At 52.0% G+C, this 21,834-nt stretch carries 21 protein-coding genes; 11 read left to right on the top strand and 10 right to left on the bottom strand.

The genetic code is table 11. The features are described from left to right. The first annotated feature begins 47 nt into the window (after positions 1–47). The 7 genes from ACQKDS_RS08355 to pqqF all read left to right on the top strand — a co-directional run bounded on the left by ACQKDS_RS08355 (position 48) and on the right by pqqF (position 6,757). The gene (locus tag ACQKDS_RS08355; protein ID WP_399668136.1) at positions 48–1,097 is read left to right on the top strand and encodes a dipeptidase; all 1,050 of its coding nucleotides are present in this window, start codon (positions 48–50) and stop codon (positions 1,095–1,097) included. A gap of 114 nt (positions 1,098–1,211) precedes the next feature. Next, a complete protein-coding gene (gene pqqA, locus ACQKDS_RS08350; protein ID WP_071883878.1) occupies positions 1,212–1,289 on the top strand; it encodes a pyrroloquinoline quinone precursor peptide PqqA in 78 nt (25 codons plus the stop codon). A gap of 54 nt (positions 1,290–1,343) precedes the next feature. Continuing rightward, positions 1,344–2,255, top strand: coding sequence for a pyrroloquinoline quinone biosynthesis protein PqqB (gene pqqB, locus ACQKDS_RS08345; protein WP_399668139.1), 912 nt, complete (start codon positions 1,344–1,346; stop codon positions 2,253–2,255). A gap of 8 nt (positions 2,256–2,263) precedes the next feature. Then, positions 2,264–3,016 (top strand): pyrroloquinoline-quinone synthase PqqC, encoded by a 753-nt coding sequence (gene pqqC / locus ACQKDS_RS08340; protein ID WP_399668142.1) that lies wholly within the window; start codon positions 2,264–2,266, stop codon positions 3,014–3,016. Next, on the top strand, positions 3,016–3,294 hold the full coding sequence (gene pqqD, locus ACQKDS_RS08335) for a pyrroloquinoline quinone biosynthesis peptide chaperone PqqD (RefSeq protein WP_399668145.1): 279 nt from the start codon (positions 3,016–3,018) through the stop codon (positions 3,292–3,294). Before pqqC ends, pqqD begins: the two co-directional genes overlap by 1 nt. Then, complete coding sequence (gene pqqE / locus ACQKDS_RS08330) at positions 3,287–4,426, top strand: pyrroloquinoline quinone biosynthesis protein PqqE (RefSeq protein ID WP_399668147.1); 1,140 nt, start codon at positions 3,287–3,289, stop codon at positions 4,424–4,426. The genes pqqD and pqqE overlap by 8 nt, the downstream gene beginning before the upstream one ends. Beyond that, the gene (pqqF, locus tag ACQKDS_RS08325) at positions 4,427–6,757 is read left to right on the top strand and encodes a pyrroloquinoline quinone biosynthesis protein PqqF (protein WP_399668150.1); all 2,331 of its coding nucleotides are present in this window, start codon (positions 4,427–4,429) and stop codon (positions 6,755–6,757) included. Between the two features lie 7 nt (positions 6,758–6,764). On the opposite strand, the gene ACQKDS_RS08320 is transcribed toward pqqF, so the two are convergent. Next, on the bottom strand, positions 6,765–8,546 hold the full coding sequence (locus ACQKDS_RS08320) for a sigma-54-dependent Fis family transcriptional regulator (RefSeq protein ID WP_399668152.1): 1,782 nt from the start codon (positions 8,544–8,546) through the stop codon (positions 6,765–6,767). A 257-nt stretch (positions 8,547–8,803) separates the two neighbouring features. On the opposite strand from ACQKDS_RS08320, the gene ACQKDS_RS08315 reads away from it, so the two are divergent. Continuing rightward, positions 8,804–10,324: an aldehyde dehydrogenase family protein gene (locus ACQKDS_RS08315; RefSeq protein ID WP_399668155.1), complete on the top strand. Its 1,521-nt coding sequence runs from the start codon at positions 8,804–8,806 to the stop codon at positions 10,322–10,324. Between the two features lie 120 nt (positions 10,325–10,444). Here the strand turns inward: ACQKDS_RS08315 and ACQKDS_RS08310 are convergent, their stop codons facing one another. The 4 genes from ACQKDS_RS08310 to ACQKDS_RS08295 all read right to left on the bottom strand — a co-directional run bounded on the left by ACQKDS_RS08310 (position 10,445) and on the right by ACQKDS_RS08295 (position 12,509). Next, the gene (locus ACQKDS_RS08310; protein WP_399668157.1) at positions 10,445–10,750 is read right to left on the bottom strand and encodes a hypothetical protein; all 306 of its coding nucleotides are present in this window, start codon (positions 10,748–10,750) and stop codon (positions 10,445–10,447) included. Positions 10,751–10,870: 120 nt separating this feature from the next. Beyond that, positions 10,871–11,074, bottom strand: coding sequence for a hypothetical protein (locus ACQKDS_RS08305; RefSeq protein ID WP_399668159.1), 204 nt, complete (start codon positions 11,072–11,074; stop codon positions 10,871–10,873). 108 nt (positions 11,075–11,182) lie between these two features. Beyond that, on the bottom strand, positions 11,183–11,275 hold the full coding sequence (gene mgtS / locus ACQKDS_RS08300) for a protein MgtS (protein WP_399668162.1): 93 nt from the start codon (positions 11,273–11,275) through the stop codon (positions 11,183–11,185). A 262-nt stretch (positions 11,276–11,537) separates the two neighbouring features. Continuing rightward, a complete protein-coding gene (locus tag ACQKDS_RS08295; RefSeq protein WP_399668165.1) occupies positions 11,538–12,509 on the bottom strand; it encodes a DMT family transporter in 972 nt (323 codons plus the stop codon). A gap of 420 nt (positions 12,510–12,929) precedes the next feature. Between ACQKDS_RS08295 and ACQKDS_RS08290 the strand changes: the two genes are divergently transcribed. The 3 genes from ACQKDS_RS08290 (at position 12,930) to ACQKDS_RS08280 (ending at position 16,696) form a co-directional block, all read left to right on the top strand. Further along, positions 12,930–13,610 carry a type 1 glutamine amidotransferase domain-containing protein gene (locus ACQKDS_RS08290; RefSeq protein WP_399668697.1) on the top strand — a complete coding sequence of 227 codons (681 nt, stop codon included), beginning with the start codon at positions 12,930–12,932 and terminating at the stop codon, positions 13,608–13,610. A 45-nt stretch (positions 13,611–13,655) separates the two neighbouring features. Continuing rightward, positions 13,656–15,089 carry an NAD-dependent succinate-semialdehyde dehydrogenase gene (locus ACQKDS_RS08285; RefSeq protein WP_399668168.1) on the top strand — a complete coding sequence of 478 codons (1,434 nt, stop codon included), beginning with the start codon at positions 13,656–13,658 and terminating at the stop codon, positions 15,087–15,089. Positions 15,090–15,367: 278 nt separating this feature from the next. Continuing rightward, the gene (locus ACQKDS_RS08280) at positions 15,368–16,696 is read left to right on the top strand and encodes an NAD(P)/FAD-dependent oxidoreductase (RefSeq protein ID WP_427673878.1); all 1,329 of its coding nucleotides are present in this window, start codon (positions 15,368–15,370) and stop codon (positions 16,694–16,696) included. A 91-nt stretch (positions 16,697–16,787) separates the two neighbouring features. On the opposite strand, the gene ACQKDS_RS08275 is transcribed toward ACQKDS_RS08280, so the two are convergent. From ACQKDS_RS08275 to ACQKDS_RS08255, 5 genes are read right to left on the bottom strand one after another with little or no spacing between them, the layout of a single operon-like run. Continuing rightward, a complete protein-coding gene (locus ACQKDS_RS08275) occupies positions 16,788–17,846 on the bottom strand; it encodes a hypothetical protein (protein ID WP_399668173.1) in 1,059 nt (352 codons plus the stop codon). A 6-nt stretch (positions 17,847–17,852) separates the two neighbouring features. After that, a complete protein-coding gene (locus ACQKDS_RS08270; protein ID WP_427673877.1) occupies positions 17,853–18,806 on the bottom strand; it encodes an ACP S-malonyltransferase in 954 nt (317 codons plus the stop codon). Between the two features lie 4 nt (positions 18,807–18,810). Then, positions 18,811–20,214 (bottom strand): hypothetical protein, encoded by a 1,404-nt coding sequence (locus ACQKDS_RS08265; protein WP_399668179.1) that lies wholly within the window; start codon positions 20,212–20,214, stop codon positions 18,811–18,813. After that, a complete protein-coding gene (locus tag ACQKDS_RS08260; RefSeq protein ID WP_399668181.1) occupies positions 20,211–21,041 on the bottom strand; it encodes an outer membrane lipoprotein-sorting protein in 831 nt (276 codons plus the stop codon). The genes ACQKDS_RS08265 and ACQKDS_RS08260 overlap by 4 nt, the downstream gene beginning before the upstream one ends. A gap of 26 nt (positions 21,042–21,067) precedes the next feature. Next, positions 21,068–21,820, bottom strand: coding sequence for an SDR family oxidoreductase (locus ACQKDS_RS08255; protein WP_399668184.1), 753 nt, complete (start codon positions 21,818–21,820; stop codon positions 21,068–21,070). Between the last annotated feature and the right edge of the window lie 14 nt (positions 21,821–21,834).

The raw sequence follows: 21,834 nt of genomic DNA, 5'->3' as shown, positions 1-21,834 counted from the left end.
TCAATCCCATGGCCGCCATAAGGCGGCCATTTTTAATCATAAAGCCTATGACAAGCTTATCTTCGTTGCCTATTTTTGACGGCCATAATGACCTGTTGCTCAAGCTATGGCTCGAGCATGCCGACGATCCGGTCGCGGCATTCTACTCCACGGTTCACGACGGACACCTGGACTTTAAGCGGATGCAACGCGGCGGCTTTTGCGGCGGTTTGTTCGCCATATTTATCCCCCCGGTAAGCTATATCGCCCAGATACGTCATCAGCCTGAATCGCAGGTCTTGACCAGTTACGATCCGCTGGCGATCACCGAGGCGCAGATCGCCATCATGGTTCAGTTAGAGCAGGCATCTCAAGGCCAATTGCGTATTTGTCGGTCGGTCGCAGAAATAGAGCAGTGCCAACAAAACCGGCAAATCGCCGCAGTGCTGCATATTGAAGGAGCCGGGGCGCTAGACAGTGAATTGACGCAATTGGATCGGTTTTACGCCATGGGCATTCGCAGTATCGGGCCATTCTGGAACCAACCGAACGCCTTTGGCGAAGGCATTTGCGGGGCGTTCCCCGGTTCACCAGACAGCGGTCCTGGGATGACTGCCGCAGGAAAAGCCTTGATTCAAGCCTGTAATCAGCGACGTATCCTGGTGGACGTTTCCCACATGAATGAAAAAGCGTTCTGGGATACAGCCGCATTGAGCACGGCACCGCTGGTCGCGACCCACTCCAACGCGCATACGTTATGCCCCCAGCCGCGCAACCTGACCGATAGCCAGTTAGCGGCTATCGCCGAAAGTGGCGGTTTTGTCGGGGTTAATTTTGGCACGGCTTTCTTACGTGCGGATGGAAAACGCGATAGCGCAACCACCGATTTAACAGAGATTGTTAAACATTTTGAATTTTTAGTTACTAAACTGGGAGAGGATCACGTCGGATTTGGTTCTGACTTCGACGGCGTGAATGTTCCGCAGTCTCTAGGGGATGTCAGCGGGTTGCCCAGGCTGATGCAGGCGCTGTCACAGGCTGGCTTTAGTTCGTCGCAGTTAGAAAAGTTAGCCTGGCGTAATTGGCTAGCCGTATTAGCCAGCACCTGGGGCCAATAAAGCCAAACTTTTACCGTTTAAGGTTGCGATCTTCATCACATTTCTTCAACATCAGCGCCGTCAAATGTGAATAACATGCGTATTTGGCGAACATTAACGAGAGGAGTAACATATATGACTACTTGGACTAAACCTGACTTTGTTGACCTGCGTCTGGGCTTGGAAGTAACGCTATACATTTCCAACCGCTAATCGCCAATGCCCGCTTCGAGCGGGCATCTCTTTTGTGCTTCTTTTGGTTCAAACATGCAGATTAAAGTTCTCGGTTCGGCGGCAGGTGGCGGTTTTCCTCAATGGAATTGCAATTGTAAAAACTGTCAGGGCGTGCGTAATAACACCCTGAACACCACGGCTCGCACGCAATCTTCCATCGCCATCAGCGATGACGGTCTCCATTGGGTGCTGTGCAACGTTTCCCCTGACATTTGCCATCAATTGCGGGCGTCACCTGAGCTGAATAATCCCAACGTACTGCGGGGTACTGGCATCGGCGCGATTATCCTGACAGACAGCCAGATCGACCACAGCGCCGGTTTACTTAATTTACGCGAAGGGTGCCCACACGCTGTCTGGTGTACTCGCGAAGTGCATGACGATCTGAGCAGCGGTTTTCCCGTGTTCCCCATGTTGTCGCACTGGAATGGGGGCTTGATCCATCACCCTATCGTTCCGCTGACGTCGTTTCAGGTAGCGGTGTGTCACACGCTTCGCTTTACCGCCATTCCGCTATTAAGCAACGCGCCGCCCTATTCCCAATATCGCCACCGCCCGCTACCGGGTCATAACGTGGCGTTGTTTATCGAAGACACCGTGCGTGGATCCAGTTTGCTGTACGCACCGGGTCTTGGCGAACCCGATGAACAATTGCTGCCGTGGTTACAGCGGGCAGATTGTTTACTGATTGATGGAACGCTATGGCGCGACAATGAGTTAGCCAATACCGGTGTCGGCCGCAATACCGGCAAAGACATGGGGCATCTGGCGCTTGGCGAAGAGCAAGGATTAGCGGCCCTGCTGGCAACCCTGCCAGCCAAACGCAAGATACTGATTCACATTAATAACACCAATCCCATTCTTGATGAGGACTCTGCCGAACGCCACAGCCTGACACAGGCGGGTATTGAGGTGAGTTGGGATGGCATGAACATCGAGCTGTAGGTACAAACATGACACCACAACCGCTTTCCCCCGCTGAATTCGAGGCAGCCCTGCGTGCCAAAGGGGCGTATTACCACATCCATCACCCCTATCATATCGCGATGCATAACGGCGAAGCGACACGGGAACAAATTCAAGGCTGGGTCGCCAACCGTTTTTATTACCAGACCAGCATTCCGATTAAAGACGCCGCGATCATGGCTAATTGTCCGCAGCCTGAAACCCGCCGTAAATGGGTACAACGCATCCTCGATCATGATGGTTATGGTGGCAGCGAGGGCGGCATCGAAGCCTGGCTGCGCCTCGGCGAGGCGGTTGGCCTTTCGCGTGACATACTGTTGTCTGAACAACGGGTGTTGCCGGGCGTACGTTTTGCGGTTGATGCATATGTCAGCTTTGCCCGCCGCGCTTGCTGGCAAGAAGCCGCGTGCAGTTCACTGACTGAACTGTTTGCACCGCAAATTCATCAGGCACGTTTGGATAGCTGGCCGCAGCATTATCCTTGGATTGATGGCGAAGGCTACGACTATTTCCGCAGTCGTTTAAGCCAGGCTAATCGGGATGTTGAACACGGTTTAGCCTTGGCGCTGGACTATTGCGATACGGTTGAAAAGCAACAACGCATGCTGGAAATCCTGCAATTCAAGCTGGATATACTGTGGAGCATGTTAGACGCCATGAGCATGGCTTATACCTTTAATCGACCGCCCTATCACTCCGTGACTGACGCCAGAGTGTGGCATAACCAGAGGTTAGTGTGATGCGTATCAATCCAGCGCAAACGCCAGTTTTTCGTCGTGGCTATCGCCTGCAATGGGAGGCGGTGCAAAATAGCCACGTTATCCTCTACCCGGAGGGCATGGCTAAATTGAACGAGAGTGCCGCAGTCATTTTGCAATTGGTGGATGGTCACACCACGCTGCAAGGCATTATCGATCAACTGAACACGCGTTTCTCTGATGCGCCAGGGTTAGCCGATGATGTACTGACGTTCTTCCAGCGAGCTTACGAACAAAAATGGGTGATGTTCCGTGACTGATACCACTGCGACTCCGGCGGTCAACCCGCCGCTTTGGCTGTTGGCGGAGCTGACTTACCGTTGCCCGCTGCAATGCCCCTACTGCTCCAACCCGCTCGATTTTGCCGCGCAGGAAAAAGAGTTGACCACGGAGCAGTGGATTGCGGTATTTCGTCAGGCGCGGGCGATGGGCAGCGTGCAGTTGGGGTTTTCTGGCGGGGAACCGCTGGTACGTAAAGACTTGCCAGAGCTGATTGCTGCCGCCCGCGACCTTGGTTTTTACACCAATTTAATTACCTCCGGCATTGGATTGACGGAGAAAAAGCTACAAACCTTTGCTGACGCGGGTTTAGACCACATTCAGATCAGCTTTCAAGCCAGTGATGAAACGCTCAATGCCGCGTTGGCCGGCTCGGTCAAAGCCTTCCAGCAAAAACTGGCGATGGCGAAAGCGGTCAAGGCGCTCGGCTACCCGATGGTGCTCAATTTTGTGCTGCATCGTCATAATATCGAGCAAATCGATCGCATTATTGAGTTAGCGATCCAGCTAGAGGCCGATGATGTTGAGCTGGCAACCTGCCAGTTTTACGGTTGGGCGCATCTCAATCGTGAAGGCCTGCTACCGACGCGTGAGCAGATCGCCCGTGCCGAAGCGGTGGTGCACCACTACCGCGAGAAAATGGCTGACAGTGGCAATTTGGCGAACTTATTGTTCGTGACGCCAGATTACTACGAGGAGCGCCCAAAAGGTTGCATGGGCGGCTGGGGAGCCATATTCATGAGTGTCACCCCGGAGGGCATGGCGTTACCCTGTCACAGCGCGCGGCAATTGCCGATTAATTTCCCCTCGGTACTTGAGCATGATCTGTCGCATATCTGGTACCACTCTTTTGGTTTCAACCGCTATCGCGGCTACGATTGGATGCCCGAGCCCTGCCGCTCTTGCGCTGAAAAAGAGAAAGACTTCGGCGGTTGCCGCTGCCAAGCCTTTATGCTCACCGGGAATGCTGATAATGCCGATCCGGTCTGTGCAAAATCGGCCCATCACGGCACCATTTTGGCCGCTCGCGAAGCCGCTAACCGGACGCAAATCGGCATCGACCAATTGCGTTTTCGCAACCGTATTAACTCGCAGCTGATTTTCAAAGGCTAAATGATGGGGCGACAAACCGCGTCACTGCAACTCGCCAATGGGTTGCGAATCAATCTGCACAGCAATCCGGCCGACAGTCGCGCCGCCGCGCTGATACAGATTAACGCGGGCAGTTATCACGAGCCGCCGGCATGGCCGGGGCTGGCTCACTTACTGGAACACATGGTTTTTCGCGGGAGTGAACGTTTCCCGGATCAACAGCGTTTAATCAGTTGGATACCCTCCCTCGGGGGGCGACTGAACGCCACCACCGATGCAACCCAAACCGCCTATTTTTTTGAGCTTGACGGGCAACACCTTGCCGCTGGCGTTGAACGATTGATCGATATGTTGATCGCCCCGCTGCTGGCAGCCGATGACATCAGTCAGGAAGTGGGCGTGATTGATGCCGAGTACCGCCTACTGTGTACCGATAGCGACACCTTATGTGCCGCCGCTCAACGTCACGCGTTCCACGGCGTTGAGGCCATGCACCGCTTTCACGTCGGCAACCGGCTTACTTTCGCAGGCGATATTGCCGTGTTGCGCCACGCGATACAGCTGTTCCATCAGCGTTACTATCACGCCAGTAACATGGTGATTTGGCTACAGGGGCCGCAGCCGTTACCGGTGTTGCGTGCGATGGCAGAAACGCTCACGGCGGCGATACCGGCCGCAGAAGCTAACGCGTCGCCCCCGCCTACCCGATTAACCTCACAGGGCCATTACACGCTAATTTTGCCAGGTATCTCGCAACTCCGCTTTACCTTTGCGCTGACTTCTCCGCTACGTGCACCACGCGGTTGGTTACGTATGTTTGAGCATTTGCTGTATGACGAAGCACCAGGGAGTTTACTGGCTTGGCTGCGTGAACATGAATATTGCGATGACGTGCGGTTGCTAAATCAGCGCTGTGCGGAAGACAGTGAACTGCTCACGTTGGTCTTTCACGTGACATTCTTGGATCAACAGCGGATCGCAACGCTTGAATCCGTGCTGTTTAACTGGCTACACCAGTTGCAAACGCTAACCGATGACCAGCGTGCGCATTATTGTCAGCAGGCCAATCCAGTGTTTGCCAAGCTGGCTCCGCTTGAACAGCTGCGTGCCAATGCGTATGGTCTACCTGCGATCGGTAACACGGATGATTGGCAACATCGCCTGACTGGCTTGCTTGAGGCGCCGTTCAGCCGCTTGACGGTTCAGCCTGATGGCGATGCGGACAGTCGCTCGGTGCAAGGGTTTTCGCTACGGTTGAGGCCGTCAGCACCGATACCTCACATCGTGTGCAGACCACATTTCGACTTTTTCCCCACAGGCACGCCAGAGTGGTCGTTACCTGCGCTGCCGCGACAACGCGTCGCGCTCACGTCGGTTCAGCGTGATGATGCGCCTGCCGTATTATTATTGCGGCCAACACCCCAGACACCGCTTACCGATCGGCAGGGCTACCGTCTGCAATCGGCATTACGCCTGTTGGCCGCTGAGCTGGCACATCAACAAGGGCACTTGAGCGTGGAACGCTGGCAAGGCGTTTGGCTACTGCAACTTTCCGCTGATGACGCGCAACTCTGCCGCAGCGTCTATCAACTGAATCAGGCATTGTCTGCGATTCCCGCGGTGGTTGAACGCGATGCCGAACGCAGGTGGCAACGTGCGCAAAAACCACCCGGCGAGCTGGCTATTCGTCAGCTTTTGGCTGAGTTATCTAATGCGCTGTTGTCCTCTGCCACTGCTGAACCGGTTAAGTGGCAGGCCATGTTGTACGGCGGTAATCAGGCATTACATCATTCATTGGCTCATTTATTGAGCCAATTTCCTTCACCAATAATCCCGGCTGATGCGCTTTACGCCCCGAAAATCACCGGCCGCATCAGGCTGGCGACGAGCGGCGATGAGAACGCGTTGCTGCTGTTTTATCCCCTGCCAGAAAATACCCCGACGGCCCGTCTGGCGTTAAGATTGCTGGCGCAGCTTTATGCGCCGCGTTTTTTCCAACGCTTACGCGTCGAGCGTAATATTGGCTATGTGGTGCAATGCGCATTTCATCGCTGTGCCGATCGTGAAGGAATGCTGTTTGCATTACAGTCCCCCCATTTTAGCGTGGACGAACTGGAGCAGTTTACCGTTGAATTTTTGCAACAGATGCAGGTTGAGTTAGCGCAACTGTGTGAGAGTGACTTACAGCAGGCTAAGGCGGCGCTGAAACTCAGCCTAAAATGCGTAAGCCGCGATCCCATACAGCAATCGCGAGAGTGGCTCCTAGTTGCGCCGCCCGCAGTCAGCGAAATCAGTTTGCTCAACCGATCCACCTTGTTGTTCTGGCAATGGCGGCTATTTTTTCCGCAATAGCCTTAACTCACCGGGGCTGGCGATTTTTTGCCATCTGTCGATACAGCGTACTGCGCGAGATACCTAAATTTTTTGCCGCCAGACTGACGTTGCCGTTGGCGTGTTCGATGGCATCCAACAGCGTCTGTGGTGAACGGTACACGTTCAGTGTACTTTCAATCGGTTGTGGTGGTAGCTGAAGCTGCGCAGGTAAATCGTTAACGGTGATGACGGCGTGATCCTCCGCCAGAGCTAACAGGACTTTCAAGGTGCTGAGTAATTGCCGCACGTTCCCCGGCCAAGGATGGCACACCAATACTGCCATCACCTCTGGCGTCAACGAAATGCCACGCTGATCTGCGCCAAGTTCAGACCATAAGTGCTGGATAAAGCGGTCACGCTGTGGCCGATGCCGGAGCGGCGTGATGCAGATACTGAATTCTTGAATGCGATACAATAAATCCTCACGGAATACCCCCTCCGCCACCAACTGCGACAGTGACCGATGCGTGGCACAAATCAGCGCAAAATCCACTTTATACGCCTCTCGGCTGCCCAACGGCGTGACGGTTTTTTCCTGTAGCACTCGCAGTAATCGTGCCTGTATGCTGAGTGGCATATCGCCAATTTCGTCCAGAAATAACACGCCACCGTCTGCCTCACGGATTTTCCCTGCGTATCCCTTGGGATGTGCGCCGGTAAACGCGCCCGGTGCATAACCAAACAGTTCAGATTCAATCAACGACTCCGGTAACGCCGCACAGTTAATCGCCACAAACTGGCCTTTGTGCCATTTGCTTTGCTGGTACAAACAACGACTAAAATGCTCTTTGCCACAGCCTGTTTCACCGGTAATGCTCAAAGAAAGCCCGGCATTCAAAATACGTAATGCTTTTTGTTGCTCGAGTTCTTGCGCGGTAAGCCGTGGTGAATGGCGGACGGGCTTATCCCACTGAGCGTAATACTGGCGATTATTGGTGGCAACAGCCAGATGCGGTATCTGTAAGGGGTGACGCGGTAACGCGGGGAATAAATGCGTGAGGCTCGTCGCTCCTAATGATGCTGGCGTGAGTTGGAACTCCTGCATTGCCAAACGGTTAGCACTGATCAGCCGTTCATCGCTAAACACCAAGACTAACTCATGCACCGTACCCAAAATCCGGTAATCTTGATGTAAGCGCAGTACCCAATTGCCAGATGAAACCGTACTCGTCACCCAATGGTGCTCTACATGGCGTATGACCTGTAACAGTGTACTTCTGGCGTTAAAATACGGCGTTTGCACCGGCGTGGAAATATCCAGCACGCCGGCAATATGACCATCAGGCAGATAGATCGGGGCGGCAGAACACCATAATGCCGCGTTACGTTGTAAGTAGTGTTCGCTGCCGTTAACTTCACACCATTCTCCCAACGCTAACGCGGTGCCAATGGCGTTGGTGCCGCGCTGTTGCTCACTCCACTCATTGCCAGGCGATAATGACAAGTGCGAAGCCTGATGCAAAAAGCGGTTGTTACCGTACGTTTCTAAAATTAACCCACTCGCATCGGAAATCACCATTATCGTAGGCTGCCGGTGCCACGCGGCGCAATAACGCTCGAGCAATGGCTGAAGCCGCTGCACTACCCAATGGTTATGATCGCGCTGCTCTTTCAACAGCGCAGCGGAGGCGAACGCACTGCAATGGTCGCTACGATGGAGTCCATAGTGCTGGCTACGTTGCCATGAATCAGATAACTGTCTGGTGAGCGCATGATTCTCAGCATCGTTAACCATGCCGGTAAAGTCTGGCGATAGCTTCGGTAACATACTGTTTTCCTTCAGACAGAGTGTTGCGATTTTGTATCACGTAAGTGTCGCATGTGTTGCGATGCGGGACACAAAAAAGACTAAAGCAGCTCTGCGATGAGATCTGTTTACGCTGACTATTATCTAACATTTTGATTTTTAATTTATTATTTTTAAATTCTTTTATTCCCACAATGTGGCATGAGCAATGCTTATACCCTCTGTAACCGAGTGTTGAACACTCAGGTGCCCTACGTTTATCCAGAGAGGTACATAATATGAAATACATCCACCCTGGTTTACCCGGTTCGCGCGTTTCTTTTAAACAGCGATATGGTAATTATATCGGCGGCAAGTTTGTTGAACCGGTCAATGGCCGTTATTTCACCAACACCACACCGGTGACCGGTCATGCTATTGGCGAATTTCCCCGTTCAGATGCGCAAGATATTGAGTTGGCATTGGATGCCGCGCACGCCGCTGCTGCGGATTGGGGCAATACCAGCGCACAAGAGCGCGCTAATGTGTTATTGGCTATTGCCGATCGCATGGCGTCACAACTAGAACTGTTGGCGCTGACTGAAACCTGGGATAACGGCAAACCGATTCGCGAAACGTTGAATGCCGATATTCCATTGGCCATCGATCATTTCCGATACTTCGCCGGTTGCTTGCGAGCACAGGAAGGCAGCATGGCGGAAATCGATCCTAACACCGTGGCTTACCATATTTACGAACCGCTCGGTGTTGTAGGACAAATAATCCCTTGGAATTTCCCCCTGTTGATGGCCGCCTGGAAGTTGGCGCCAGCGTTGGCGGCCGGTAACTGTATTGTATTAAAACCTGCAGAACAAACGCCATTAAGCATCTGTGTGTTGCTGGAACAAATTGGCGATTTACTGCCACCCGGCGTCCTGAATGTGGTACATGGTTTTGGGGCTGAAGCTGGTGAAGCCTTAGCACGGAGTAAACGTATCGCCAAGATCGCCTTTACCGGATCAACGCCGGTTGGCCGCCATATTCTCTCTTGTGCGGCAGAAAATATCATTCCGAGTACGGTTGAATTGGGCGGCAAGTCGCCGAACATTTTCTTCGCCGATATTATGCAAAGTGAACCTGAGTTCATCGATAAAGCGATTGAGGGTCTACTGCTTGGCTTCTTCAACCAAGGTGAGGTGTGTACCTGTCCTTCGCGTGCACTGGTTCAACGTTCGATTTATCCGGCGTTTATAGAGCGAGTCTTGTCACGCATCGAGTCCATTCGTCACGGTGATCCGTTTGATACCGATACGATGATTGGTGCGCAAGCGTCACAAGCGCAATTCGACAAAATTTTATCCTATATCGAGATTGCCAAAAATGAAGGCGGCAAGATTATCGCTGGCGGCCAACGTGCTCGTCAGACTGAAGACTTGCAGCAGGGCTTTTATCTTTTACCTACGTTGATTACGGGCGATAACAGTATGCGTTTCTTCCGTGAGGAGATCTTCGGCCCGGTTATTGGCATCACTACATTTGAAGACGAAGCCGAAGCGCTGGCATTGGCTAACGATACCGAGTTTGGCCTAGGGGCAGGTCTTTGGACACGTGATACTAATCTGGCGTACCGCATGGGGCGAGCGATTAAAGCCGGCCGCGTTTGGACTAACTGTTATCACCTGTATCCGGCACATGCGGCTTTTGGTGGTTACAAAAGTTCGGGGGTCGGCCGTGAAACCCATAAAGTCGCCCTATCGCAATATCAGCAGGTGAAGAATTTGCTGGTGAGTTACGACAATAAACCGCTTGGATTGTTCTAGTCTTTTTAACGGATAGAAGCAGGATAGTCGTATCACGCTGCGAGCATGCCAAGACCCGTTCAGTAGCCGAAAACATGATTTATCGGTCATGACGTACATTGTCAACGTCTATGGCCGACGTTAGTGCCCCGCCCGATGAGAATGTCGGGTCAGGTTTCTTTGTTCACGGCGCTGCACTTGTTTATCGTTTTGCTGCTTCCATTCTTGCTGCCACATGTTTTGACAGCCGGGTTCGCTGGGTGTCAGGCAGTGGTGGCTCTCTTTGTGTTCTTGCCGCTGCTGTTCTTCACCCCAACTGAGCGTTTTTGCGGGCGGTTGCGGCTGGGCTACCACATCAGCATATTTAGGGATATTTGCATGGCGTTCTGCCGCGCTGGCATTCAGCCCGGCCAATAATATGCTACACACTAACCATCGATTAAACATAGGTTCCCCTTCCGTTGATGAACAACCACTCCAGATGATAACGACGGGATGTTCAACAAAATACAAATAGAGTGGTCATTATTGGCGCCTGAGTGTCGAACCCGAGGTGATTAGACAACGTTATTTAGGGTGTTTTCGACGCCGTTTATCATATCGCTTACCGTTAACGTGCCAGATAAAGGCAAATAACAGCAAAGAGCCGGAGAAAGTCAGCAGCGCGCTGATAACAAAATCGACATTGTCTGTGGTGCTGAAAAAGATTTCATGAATGCCAACGGAGAGCATAAGAATGGCGTACAGCAGAGCGAAAATGGAAATAGACATAATAGAGCCGCGCGGAATACCGCCTATTTTAATCGGTTATGGCGTCCTCCCCGAAATAAAGCCCATTATATCGGGGAGGACAGGACTGGGTGGATCATTAAGATTCATTTAATCATCCCATTTGGTGCTCATATACGCCGCCAGCAGCCCTAAGGTGCTGATGATGCCCAAAAATCCGATAAATACAGTCATGTTTCCCATTTCACTATCCTCAATTAATGATTTCGATAAATACCTCGCTTCGTCGCATTAAGGGTTTCAACCTCCTATTCATCCTACAGAATGGTTCTGCATCGCGATTATAACCGTAGGTCAGCCCGCATTGCTGAAGAATAAGCACATCGTTTATTAAACATTTAGATAACTTTTTATTAAGCTGAGCCTTTGCCGCTTTAAATCGGCGATAGCGGGTGGCATCGGCACACCGCAGCGTGAAGAGAACCCGTCCCGCCTAAATATTGCCTTAAGAGCCTGGCTCCGTCTTCAACGATACCACCACCGGCTCTGGCCGAATACGCATGGCATAAATGACCCCGCCGATCAGGCAGCCGATACCGCCTAGGGTCAGCAGCGGCGGCCACGTCTGGCGAAGAATGAAGGTATACGCCAGCCCTGCCAGAATTTCGAAAACAATCAACGGCCCGACCAAAACGGTAGGCAGGCGCTGGCTGGCTTCATTCCAGCACAGAGCACCAATCCATGAGCAACACACGCCAATCACAATCATCAAGGTGACAAAAACCCACGGCCTGGGGCCGAACGGTAAGGCGAATTCCGGCTGGGTTAACGCCAGTTGACCGCAGACGAGCAGATAGCCCAACAGAGCAATAGGCAATATCACCACACCTTGTGCCGTCGCCCAGGTAGTAGGCCGCTTATCTGGATTTTCACGCAGCCAACGCGCGTTTCGCAGTGGGAACCACGTCCAACAAGCCACGGCCAGCAGCGCAAGCGCCAGGCCACTGCCGTACCGCCATGCATCGACAGGCGCATCATTGCCTTTCAGTTCAGCGATGTTAACTAACAACAGACCGAACGCAATCAACACCAGCGCGGGAGTCAGTTTTCGCCAAGCGAGACGCCCCTCCTGTTGGCCATACAATAGGTTCGCGGTGACGGAAATCACCACCGGTAAGGTACCAATAATCATGGTAGACACCGGTGCCCCGGTTCGTTGAATTGCGCTGGCTAAGCACAGGTAATAGAGGAGATTGCCGATCGTTGTCAGTTTTAACGCCTCCAGCCAGTCTTTACGCTGTAACTGCTTCAAACGGCGTCGGTCAAGCCATGCCAGCGGTAATGCAATCAGGCCAAAGGCTAAATAGCGCCCGGTGGATTGCAAGGCGGCAGGATAATCCGGCACTATGATCGGCCCAACAAAAATTAGCCCCCACATCAGGCCGGCAAATAGTGCAAATATCACGCCAAAAAACATAAAGACTCCACATCCTGGTGCAGGTTTGAAAGGTGTCACTCTAAACGCTGAGGGCACGTGAAAATAGAAAAATTGCGCGGTTACCCAACGTACTGACGACCAAGTGTTACACTGTAACAACTAATTTATGCCATAAACATGAGGCGGTTAGGTCGAAACGAGCATCACGCAACGGTCGCTGCGCGATAAATTACTCTCCACCGCGCAATGTCCTCGGAATGCGTCACAATCAGTCATACTAGCCGCCATCACGGATTGCGTCTGCTTATCACAGCGAAAATGCCTACCGTTGTTCACGATACCAGCAAGTATTCACCTTATGTGCGGTTCATACATCACATAAAAACGCTAGGCTAGAATTAGTGTGGCGAACATGCCACTCTAATCGACTGGTCTAATTTACTTTGAAGGAACCCCATGATGAAAATTCTAATGGTGCTCACATCACACGACCAACTCGGCAATACCGGCAAGAAGACCGGCTTCTGGCTGGAGGAATTTGCTGCCCCCTATTACATCTTTAAGGATGCGGGCGCGCAACTGGTGCTGGCGTCCCCCGCCGGTGGCCAACCGCCACTGGATCCAATAAGCAATCAAGACGATGCCCAAACGGAGGATACCCGTCGCTTCGTTAATGATGCGACGGCTGTTGCCGCCCTATCTGCCACCCGCAAACTGTCGCAAATTGTCCCGCGCGACGTTGACGCGGTGTTTTATCCAGGTGGGCATGGCCCGCTGTGGGATTTGGCAGAAGATAAACATTCGATCGAATTGATTCAAAATACCCTCGCCAGTGGCAAACCGGTAGCGGCTGTCTGCCATGCGCCCGGCGTGCTGCGCCATGCTAAAACGCCCGATGGGCAAGCGTTGGTGAGCGGCAAAGCAGTGACCGGTTTCAGTAACAGTGAGGAGGATGCCGTCGGCCTGACCGATGTGGTGCCGTTCCTCGTCGAAGATGTTCTGAAGCAAAATGGTGCTAAATACAGCAAAGGTGCCGACTGGGCCCCTTATGTGGTGACTGATGGTCTGTTAGTGACCGGCCAAAACCCAGCGTCGTCAGCGGAAACCGCGCGCGCATTGCTGGCGTTATTAAAGCAATAATCCATCGCAGAATGGAGTCCGTTAACCCGAAAGTAAGAGGCAACAATGTATTCAAATACACAATTGTATATTGACGGTGAATGGCGCGATGCCATCGCGGGTAAAACCCTGGCGGTCAATAATCCGGCGACTGATGAAACCCTTGGCCACGTTGCCCATGCGGGGCAAGCCGATCTTGATTTAGCGCTGGCGGCAACCGAGCGGGGCTTTAACGTTTGGCGGACAACCCCTGCGTATGAGCGTGCTAACCTCATGCGTCAGGCCGCAACCTTGCTACGTGAACGTGCGCCGCACATTGCAACGCTGATGACTCAAGAGCAAGGCAAGCCGGTGGCGCAAGCGAAGATGGAAATTCTCGGTGCCGCCGACGTGATCGAATGGTTTGCCGGCGAAGCCAGCCGTACTTATGGGCAGATCATCCCATCGCGTCAACAAGATGTGCAACAGCAAACGCTGAAACTGCCGGTTGGCCCCGTTGCCGCTTTCACGCCGTGGAATTTCCCCATCAATCAGATTGTACGTAAATTGTCAGCGGCCTTGGCAGCAGGCTGTTCCATTATTATTAAAGGTCCAGAAGAAACTCCCGCTTCGCCAGCCGCATTGATTCAGGCCTTTGCCGATGCAGGTATTCCGAAAGGCGTCATCGCACTGGTGTATGGCACCCCCGCAGAAATCTCTGAATATCTGATCCCTCACCCCACGATCCGTAAAATTTCCTTCACCGGTTCGACCCGTGTGGGCAAACATTTGGCGGCTTTAGCCGGCCAACATATGAAAAAAGCGACGATGGAGCTGGGCGGCCACGCTCCCGTGCTGATTTTCGACGATGCCGATCTGGATAGCGCGGCTAAACAATTGGCAGCGGCCAAATTCCGCAACGCGGGGCAAGTGTGTATTGCCCCTACCCGCTTCCTGATTCAACAGGGAGTATATGAAGCGTTTATCGAAAAATTCACCGCGGCAGTCCGTGAAATTAATGTCGGTAATGGTTTGGAGGACGATGTCACAATGGGGCCGATGGTGCTTGGCCGCAGCGTTGATGCAATCGAAGCCTTTGTGCAGGACGCGATTGCACAAGGGGCGAAGGCCACCACTGGCGGCAAACGTCTGCCGGGTAGCGGTAATTTCTTTGAACCCACCGTGCTACGTGATGTGCCATTAAGCGCGCGCACCATGTCGGAAGAGCCGTTTGGGCCAGTGGCGTTACTGCGCTCGTTCAAGGATTACGACGAAGCCATCGCCGAAGCCAATCGCCTGCCTTATGGCCTGGCAGCCTATGCGTATAGCCGTAACATCGCCACGGTCAATGCGCTCGGTCGTGACGTGGAAAGTGGTATGTTGACCATCAACCACATTGGCTTTGGTCTGCCTGAAACACCGTTTGGCGGTGTAAAAGATTCAGGCCACGGCACCGAAGGCGGCAGTGAAGCGATCGAAGCCTACCTCGAAACGCGCTTCGTTACCGTTGCTGGCCGTTAACGTCTCGTTGACTCTAGAGGTTCCCCACCGGTCAGTAAAAACTGACCGGTATTTTTTATAGAACCATCAAAGCTAAGGATTACATTAATCAAAATTACTTACCTATGCATCCATGCTCAATTAAATCCCAAATAAGTAAAATATACTTTATAAACAGCGCACTACAATAAACAGGTAATACTTGCCTAACTCATCGGATCTCTTTTATCGTTAATCCTCCTATGCTGAAAATAACCTCACAGTAAAAAATCTTATTTATTTTCCTCTAGGATTTAACGATGACCCCACGTTATCCACGCCTAACAACGGCGACATGTATTTATCCCCAAGAATTGACAGCGGTTCCGATAATGCCAGCATTGAACAGTCCGAAAAATGTTGATGTTGTGGTGATCGGCGGCGGTTTACTCGGGCTATCTACTGCCGTACATCTTGCTGCGTGCGGTGTCGAAACAATGATAGTGGAAAAAAAACGCATAGGCGGGCGAGCATCTGGCCGCAATGGCGGCCAGTTAACACCTGGGATGGCACGTTGGAAAGCTCGCCAAATGCTGCAAACGTTACCGATTGAGACAGCACGATGGTTATGGCGATTTTCATCAACGGAAGCAATGCAACTGCTGGATAAATTACTAGACACATATCGTATTAACGCCAATCGTCGCCATGGGCATCTGACTACGGCCATACATCCTGCACATCTTGCGGCGCTGGCAGACGAACTGACTGCCCGCAATACACTCGGGGATCGCGGCGCTCATAAATTGAATCGACATGACTTGCAAAACCATCTGAATTCATCGCTTTATCACGGTGGGCTAATGGACAATCTAGGGGGGCAAATTAATCCATTGAAACTGGTTCGCGGTCTGTTACGTGCTTATTTGCGCTTGGGTGGGCAAGTTTATGAAAATAGCGAGGTTTTATCTTTAAAATCGACTGCGTCAGGCACAGCCGCTATCACTGCTGCCAGTCATATTGTGGCGCGCCGAGCCGTCGTCATGGCATTGCATACCGATACGCATAGTTTACAACCGGATGAGGGAGCCATGACATTACCGCTCTATTCGTATGTAGCCGCTACGCCGCCGGTTAAAGGGGGGATTCACTCATTATTACCGACCGACATGCCGGTTTATGACACGCAATTGCAAATCGATTATTATCGGCCCTATGAGCGAGAGCGGTTACTGTTTGGCGCGCTTGGCACCAGTTCTTTATTGCCTGATGTGTCAATCGTAGCGCGCCTACAGCAGAGAATGCGTCAGGTGTTTCCACATCGACAAGACTTAACCCCCGAATTTTTTTGGGCGGAACCTTTCGATATTACGCGCACAGGTTTGCCGGTATTTCGTAAATCGGCAGCTTCCGTACCGGTGTACAATGCTTATGGTTGGAATGGCCATGGTTTAGCGCAATCCCTGCGCGTAGGGAAAGCAATTAGTGATGATATTTTAAATTTAAATCAAGATTTTATGAAGCTCACTCAGTTCACTCCGATCGCTTTTCCTCTGTATTTTCTGCCTAGACGTTATATCGCTTCCCTAGCGATGTTTTCCGCACAAATGGTTAATTTCCTACAACCGCATAAAATGTTGTCTTCGTAATCACACTTCTCAATGACCGATTGGGAACATTTGCCCCAATCGGTTCATGGATAGCGTCGATAATCTGCATTACTGTAAATAACCGACTAATTTAGGCGATGGATTTATTACGATTGGCCATGTACTCGGCGCTGACGACCTCATAGCGCATTTTCATCTCTTGTGCCTCAAGGAAGTTGGTATACAACACTTGATAACGTTCGGCGCAGTAGATAGCGATGATCGGCAGTAGGCTGCAAAGATACAACGGCGTAAAGCTTGGCGTCATCCCTATGCCATTAAATATCAGACAGATCACAATGCTCCATATCGCGATCAACAACAGCCAAATCACCAAACGCCAAGAGCGTGATAATTTGCCGGTTACCGCCCAAGGGGTGACCGGGGCGAAATCGTCCTTAATGTTTCCAATCAATAATTCACCAAATATCACGTAACGCCGCGGACGGATCGCAAAGCAAAACATAAACAGCATCACAATCGTCAGCAGAATGATAAAGGCGACAATAAAGGCCGGGTTAGCATAACCGCCCGCTAGGCTAAACGCCGGTTTGCGTGCAATGGGTAACACCAATGCGAAGTTAATCAATAAACTGAGCAATAAATCTTCAGCCAAACAACTGGGTAACCGGCGCGGTTTCGCTTGATACTCATTGGGTTTATCATGAATTAGCAACGCATTGAGAATGCAAAATGGAATTGATTTATCTAATTGCCACAGCATCACAGCAGGCAATACTGCCCCCCCCAACAAACCGATCAGTGCGTAACGATAGGTTGGGCCGCACCACCAAATCGCCGTGCTGAGCAGTACTACCGCGCATAGCGTCAGTAAGGATGCCCAAAACGGCCGATAAAACAGCTTCGAGCGCCCTTCCAGCGTCAGTGAACGCATATAGCGCGCAATATCTTCCGGGCTTTCATACATCCGCATAGTAAAAACGCTGTAGACCCAATAGCCCCGGCCATCACGCATCATGCTCCAGACAATCGACAAACAGATAGCCCCAAGACCGGCGATGATTTCCGGCAACGTGATATTGATAACGTTACGAATCAACGATGACGTTAACAGCGCAGAAACGATCACCACCGGCAATACCGCCACGCGAATGTACTTGCTGCTGAAGGTACTAAAATTCGGAATCATGTGGCGTTACCCTACCTGCTGATGCGTGTCGCGCAGCAAATGATAATAATGCTGGATCTCTCTGCCACCTTCAGAGCCGTAATGTTCATGCAACAAATGGCTAAGCACTTTCTTATTACTGACCTCAAGAAAATGGCGATACCCCATGAGCGCCCACAGATCCATGCTTTCGCGCCAACGTACGGTATGGGTTAAGTGCAAGGCCAGATTTTCCTTGATCTGGGCAACACCGTATTCCGCTTTACCGCTGCTGTTCATGATCACCGGGCAGGTTGGTGAAGAAAACGGGAGATCCGCTAACGCTTCACGCATTTCAGCCACGCCTTCCTCCATCAACGGCGTATGCCAGGCACCGTTTACCGCCAGTTTAATAGTGGTTATGCCCTGTCTTGCTAAATGATTGATCACCTCTTTGAGTGCGTGCACATCACCACCGATGACCTGCTGCTGCTGCCCATTATCACAACTGATATTGAGCTTATCGGACAGCTGCATTTCAGCGATCAGCGTACGCAGCATCTCATGGCTACAGGGTTTGACGACGTACATTGCGCCTTTACGCTGTTCCGCTAACCGCTGCATGATGCCAGCACGCTGGGTAATGGCACAAAACAGGGTTTCTAAATCCATTACGCCGGCGGCATATAGCGCGCTGTATTCCCCAGCACTGTGCCCAGCATAACCGGTTTCGGCTGGCGCACAGCGCTCCCGCAACAGCGTTAGCATCGCCGTATTGACCGTGGTGATCGCCAGTTGTTGATAGCGCGTTTTTGTCAGGCGGGTCATCGGCCCCTTTTGGCACAGCTTTCGAACATCAATACCGGAAATATCGCTGGCACACTCCCAAACTGCCGTGGTACCCGGTGAAACATCGCACACATCGCTACCCATGCCGATCGCAGGCGCGCCCTGTCCGGGGAAAATCATCATCCAGCCATCTGCTAACGTTTGACTGATCATACGGTTACCAACTGATTCGCATACCTGCATATAGGTTTCCTTTTTCGCCGAAGGTGCCAAACTCACTCTCTTTGCTGCCGAAGCTGGCGGCAACGCCGGTATACACTTCGATATTGTGTTTTAACGGCGTACTGAGATGCAGATTGAGCACCGTGCTGTGATCGACCAGATTGGCCATGCCCGAAACAGACCAGTCAATGCGGCCGACCTGCTCCTTATTAGTACGGGTGTAAAGCGTCAGATAGTGTTTGCCGGACAGATGACCTGCACGGCCGACGTTATCCATTTCTGCCGCCATCATGCGTGAATATTGCTGATAGCCATCACGTAGCGCAGGGGTGATAAACATCGGTGGCAAAAGCGAGGTGTAACCGCCGTTGACGAACTTAATGGTGTCAAAATTATTACGCCATTCACTACGGCTATAGCCTTGGCTTTGGCCGTAATATTCCGCACCAAATTCAGTTTGGTCGTCGGTGGTATAACGCAGCCCAACGCCAATATCCCCCTCCACACCTTGCGAATGGGTACGATACGGTTCTGAACGGTAATCAAAGTTGCGCATTGCCCGCGCGGCATCGCTGTCTAAATGACGCCAGGTTTCCCCCTGCGACACCGAGCCTTCCACACTCAAGATCAACCGATCGGTCAGGTTGCCACTGGTGCCCAGCGCCAGCGTTTTCTGGCTGCCGGCCAGCAATGAAATGGTCGGGTTAAACTTATTAAGCCCGGTTGAGGTATAGCTGGCATAGTAACGATCGCTGCTGTTGGTGCGCAGTAAAGCATCCCATTCGGATGCCGCCTCACGGCGCTTATCATTACGTTTCAAACGCGGCAAGGCCGCCAGCGTATAGGTGCCTTCATCCCGATACAGCGTACTGCTGATGCCGAACGCCCCTTCGTCATACAAGTTGCGCCAACTGTCGCCCAAACCATAAACGCGAACGCTACGCATATTGCCGCTGGTATTGCGCAACAAATCTAGCGGAGCGACGGAAAATAAATACCCACTGGTTTTGCGCAATTTGCCCAAATCCACATATAAGTTATCCCGCGCCGCCCAACTGACTACCATTTCATTCAGGATGGCTAAACCTTGGTTTTGTTTATCTTCCAAGGTGCCGGGCTGATGCGCCTGAAAAGCATATTCGCCACTGGCTTGCGCTTTGATGCTCAGGCTATCGGTGAGGGTGCAACGCCCCACCACCGACGTATATAAATTCGCCACGCGATTGTTGCGAAATGCCGGATCGTCGAACGTCCATAGCGAATGGGTCGTGTGTGAGGCTATGCCTTCTATCCCGGCATAGCCACGTTGCATCAGACATTCGGCTGCCCAAGCGTTAGCACCATAGGCGCTGGCTAATAGCAGCATACCGGTAGCCGGTAAACGTTTCGTTGCACTCATCCATTGAGCCTCATGAGGTACTCTTTCTGGAAATTGCTTTCCGGCAACGACTCCAGCACTAAATTGCTGTAATGCATCGTCGTGTAATTATCTTTGCGCAAAGCATCTTCCACCACGATGGTTGCCGGGCGCATCTGCCCCAAGACCATCTGATAATCGCGGTAATACGAGCGTTTGATTAACACCCCTTCTGTCGAAAGGAAATCAACACGCACAGGATTACCGGTATCCTTTTCTACCCAATAATCGATCGCCGGATAGGTGACATACGGCCAGCGGCGTTTCAACGTCAGTTTGTAACAGGTTTTCTGCTCGCAGGCTTCTTCCCCCACCAGCGTTGAAATATACGAATAATCGAAATCTGCGGCGACAACGTCACCGTTAGAGACCTGCCCCATAAGCCGCTGTTGGCGTGAGATGGGAATTGGTCGCCGCAAATCCGGGGCGTAATACCACATTTTGTCCAGATCGGAGAGCAAGGCTTTGCCTTTGTCGCGCGCCGGAGAAACAAAGCGCACCAGGGCGCGGGCGTCACCTTTTTCTCGCTGTTCCGATGGTTTATAAAAACGCATCGAAATATCAAGCACCTGCTGATTTTCAGTCACGTCACGCCCGCCACGGTGCTCCACCAACGTCAAGGTATAGCGGAACGGTTGATCCGGCGCGCGTACCCGATCGGCACGACGAATAATTTCGCGAGCATGCTGATCTTCTTGGGTGATTTTATCCAGCTCGCTGCGCTCGAGAGAACGCGGTAGTGGTTCTGTGGCCTGTACTGCCAACGACAGGCCACCCAACACACAGAGGGCAATCAATGATCTTTTCATCGCAAGTTCTTCCCTGGTTTATGCGTTTAGGCTTCCAGCGACATGCCAAGATCGGCAATCAGCGTTGTTCCACGTAGCGCAGAGGCGCGATCGGAGATCAGGAAAGCAGCAATATTTGCCACTTCCTGCGGCTCCAGCAACCAACGACGTGGGGCATCTTCGTAACGATCGTGCAATTCTGGCCACAAGTCTTTCAAGAATTGCGCCATGTCGGTATTGACCATCCCGGCACAAAGACCGTTTACCCGAATGTTGCGCTCATACAGTTCCACTTCCAGATAGCGCACCAAATTCTCTAATGCGGATTTGGCAATACCGAGCGGATACTTGGGTAATACCCGCTGGCTCCCCATGCTGGAGATGGCACAAATACTGCCACCGGCGCTCATCATCGGCGCAATTTCCTGCACACAGGCAGTGTTGCCAATCAGGTTGGTATTGAGCAACAATTTCCAGTCGCTACGGGTCATTTCCATAAAGGTTTTGAACGGTGCAGCTGCTGCGTTCAACACCAAATGGTCAATGCGCTCGACACCATCAGCTTTCAGTTTTTTCACCATGGCTTGAATATCGCGCGGCTCGCTGATATCGGCCTTGGCCAGTTGCACATTGACGCGCGTCTCCTCTGCCACAAAGCGTTGCAGGTTGGCTGCGCTCTTCCCCTGATCTTTACGGTAATTAAGGATCAGGTCATAACCTTCATTGGCTAGCGTTTCGGCAATTGCCATGCCAATTCCACGCCCTGCACCGGTGATTAATACGGTCTGTCCCTTTGACATTACTACTGCTCTCC

Origin of the sequence: Serratia sp. NPDC078593 (assembly GCF_050268245.1) — a bacterium.
GTDB lineage: Bacteria > Pseudomonadota > Gammaproteobacteria > Enterobacterales > Enterobacteriaceae > JBNNGK01.
Note: the sequence above shows the minus strand (reverse complement) of the source record. Positions and strands in the feature narration are given on the sequence as shown.

Coding starts and splice junctions, on each gene's coding strand:
- ACQKDS_RS08290 (WP_399668697.1), top strand. CDS start 12,930: ATGAAAATTCTAATGGTGCTCACATCACACGACCAACTCGGCAATACC.
- ACQKDS_RS08265 (WP_399668179.1), bottom strand. CDS start 20,214: ATGAGTGCAACGAAACGTTTACCGGCTACCGGTATGCTGCTATTAGCC.
- ACQKDS_RS08280 (WP_427673878.1), top strand. CDS start 15,368: ATGACCCCACGTTATCCACGCCTAACAACGGCGACATGTATTTATCCC.
- ACQKDS_RS08315 (WP_399668155.1), top strand. CDS start 8,804: ATGAAATACATCCACCCTGGTTTACCCGGTTCGCGCGTTTCTTTTAAA.
- pqqB (WP_399668139.1), top strand. CDS start 1,344: ATGCAGATTAAAGTTCTCGGTTCGGCGGCAGGTGGCGGTTTTCCTCAA.
- ACQKDS_RS08285 (WP_399668168.1), top strand. CDS start 13,656: ATGTATTCAAATACACAATTGTATATTGACGGTGAATGGCGCGATGCC.
- ACQKDS_RS08275 (WP_399668173.1), bottom strand. CDS start 17,846: ATGATTCCGAATTTTAGTACCTTCAGCAGCAAGTACATTCGCGTGGCG.
- ACQKDS_RS08255 (WP_399668184.1), bottom strand. CDS start 21,820: ATGTCAAAGGGACAGACCGTATTAATCACCGGTGCAGGGCGTGGAATT.
- pqqD (WP_399668145.1), top strand. CDS start 3,016: ATGCGTATCAATCCAGCGCAAACGCCAGTTTTTCGTCGTGGCTATCGC.
- ACQKDS_RS08295 (WP_399668165.1), bottom strand. CDS start 12,509: ATGTTTTTTGGCGTGATATTTGCACTATTTGCCGGCCTGATGTGGGGG.
- ACQKDS_RS08320 (WP_399668152.1), bottom strand. CDS start 8,546: ATGTTACCGAAGCTATCGCCAGACTTTACCGGCATGGTTAACGATGCT.
- mgtS (WP_399668162.1), bottom strand. CDS start 11,275: ATGGGAAACATGACTGTATTTATCGGATTTTTGGGCATCATCAGCACC.
- pqqA (WP_071883878.1), top strand. CDS start 1,212: ATGACTACTTGGACTAAACCTGACTTTGTTGACCTGCGTCTGGGCTTG.
- ACQKDS_RS08270 (WP_427673877.1), bottom strand. CDS start 18,806: ATGATCAGTCAAACGTTAGCAGATGGCTGGATGATGATTTTCCCCGGA.
- pqqF (WP_399668150.1), top strand. CDS start 4,427: ATGATGGGGCGACAAACCGCGTCACTGCAACTCGCCAATGGGTTGCGA.
- ACQKDS_RS08355 (WP_399668136.1), top strand. CDS start 48: ATGACAAGCTTATCTTCGTTGCCTATTTTTGACGGCCATAATGACCTG.
- ACQKDS_RS08310 (WP_399668157.1), bottom strand. CDS start 10,750: ATGTTTAATCGATGGTTAGTGTGTAGCATATTATTGGCCGGGCTGAAT.
- ACQKDS_RS08260 (WP_399668181.1), bottom strand. CDS start 21,041: ATGAAAAGATCATTGATTGCCCTCTGTGTGTTGGGTGGCCTGTCGTTG.
- pqqC (WP_399668142.1), top strand. CDS start 2,264: ATGACACCACAACCGCTTTCCCCCGCTGAATTCGAGGCAGCCCTGCGT.
- ACQKDS_RS08305 (WP_399668159.1), bottom strand. CDS start 11,074: ATGTCTATTTCCATTTTCGCTCTGCTGTACGCCATTCTTATGCTCTCC.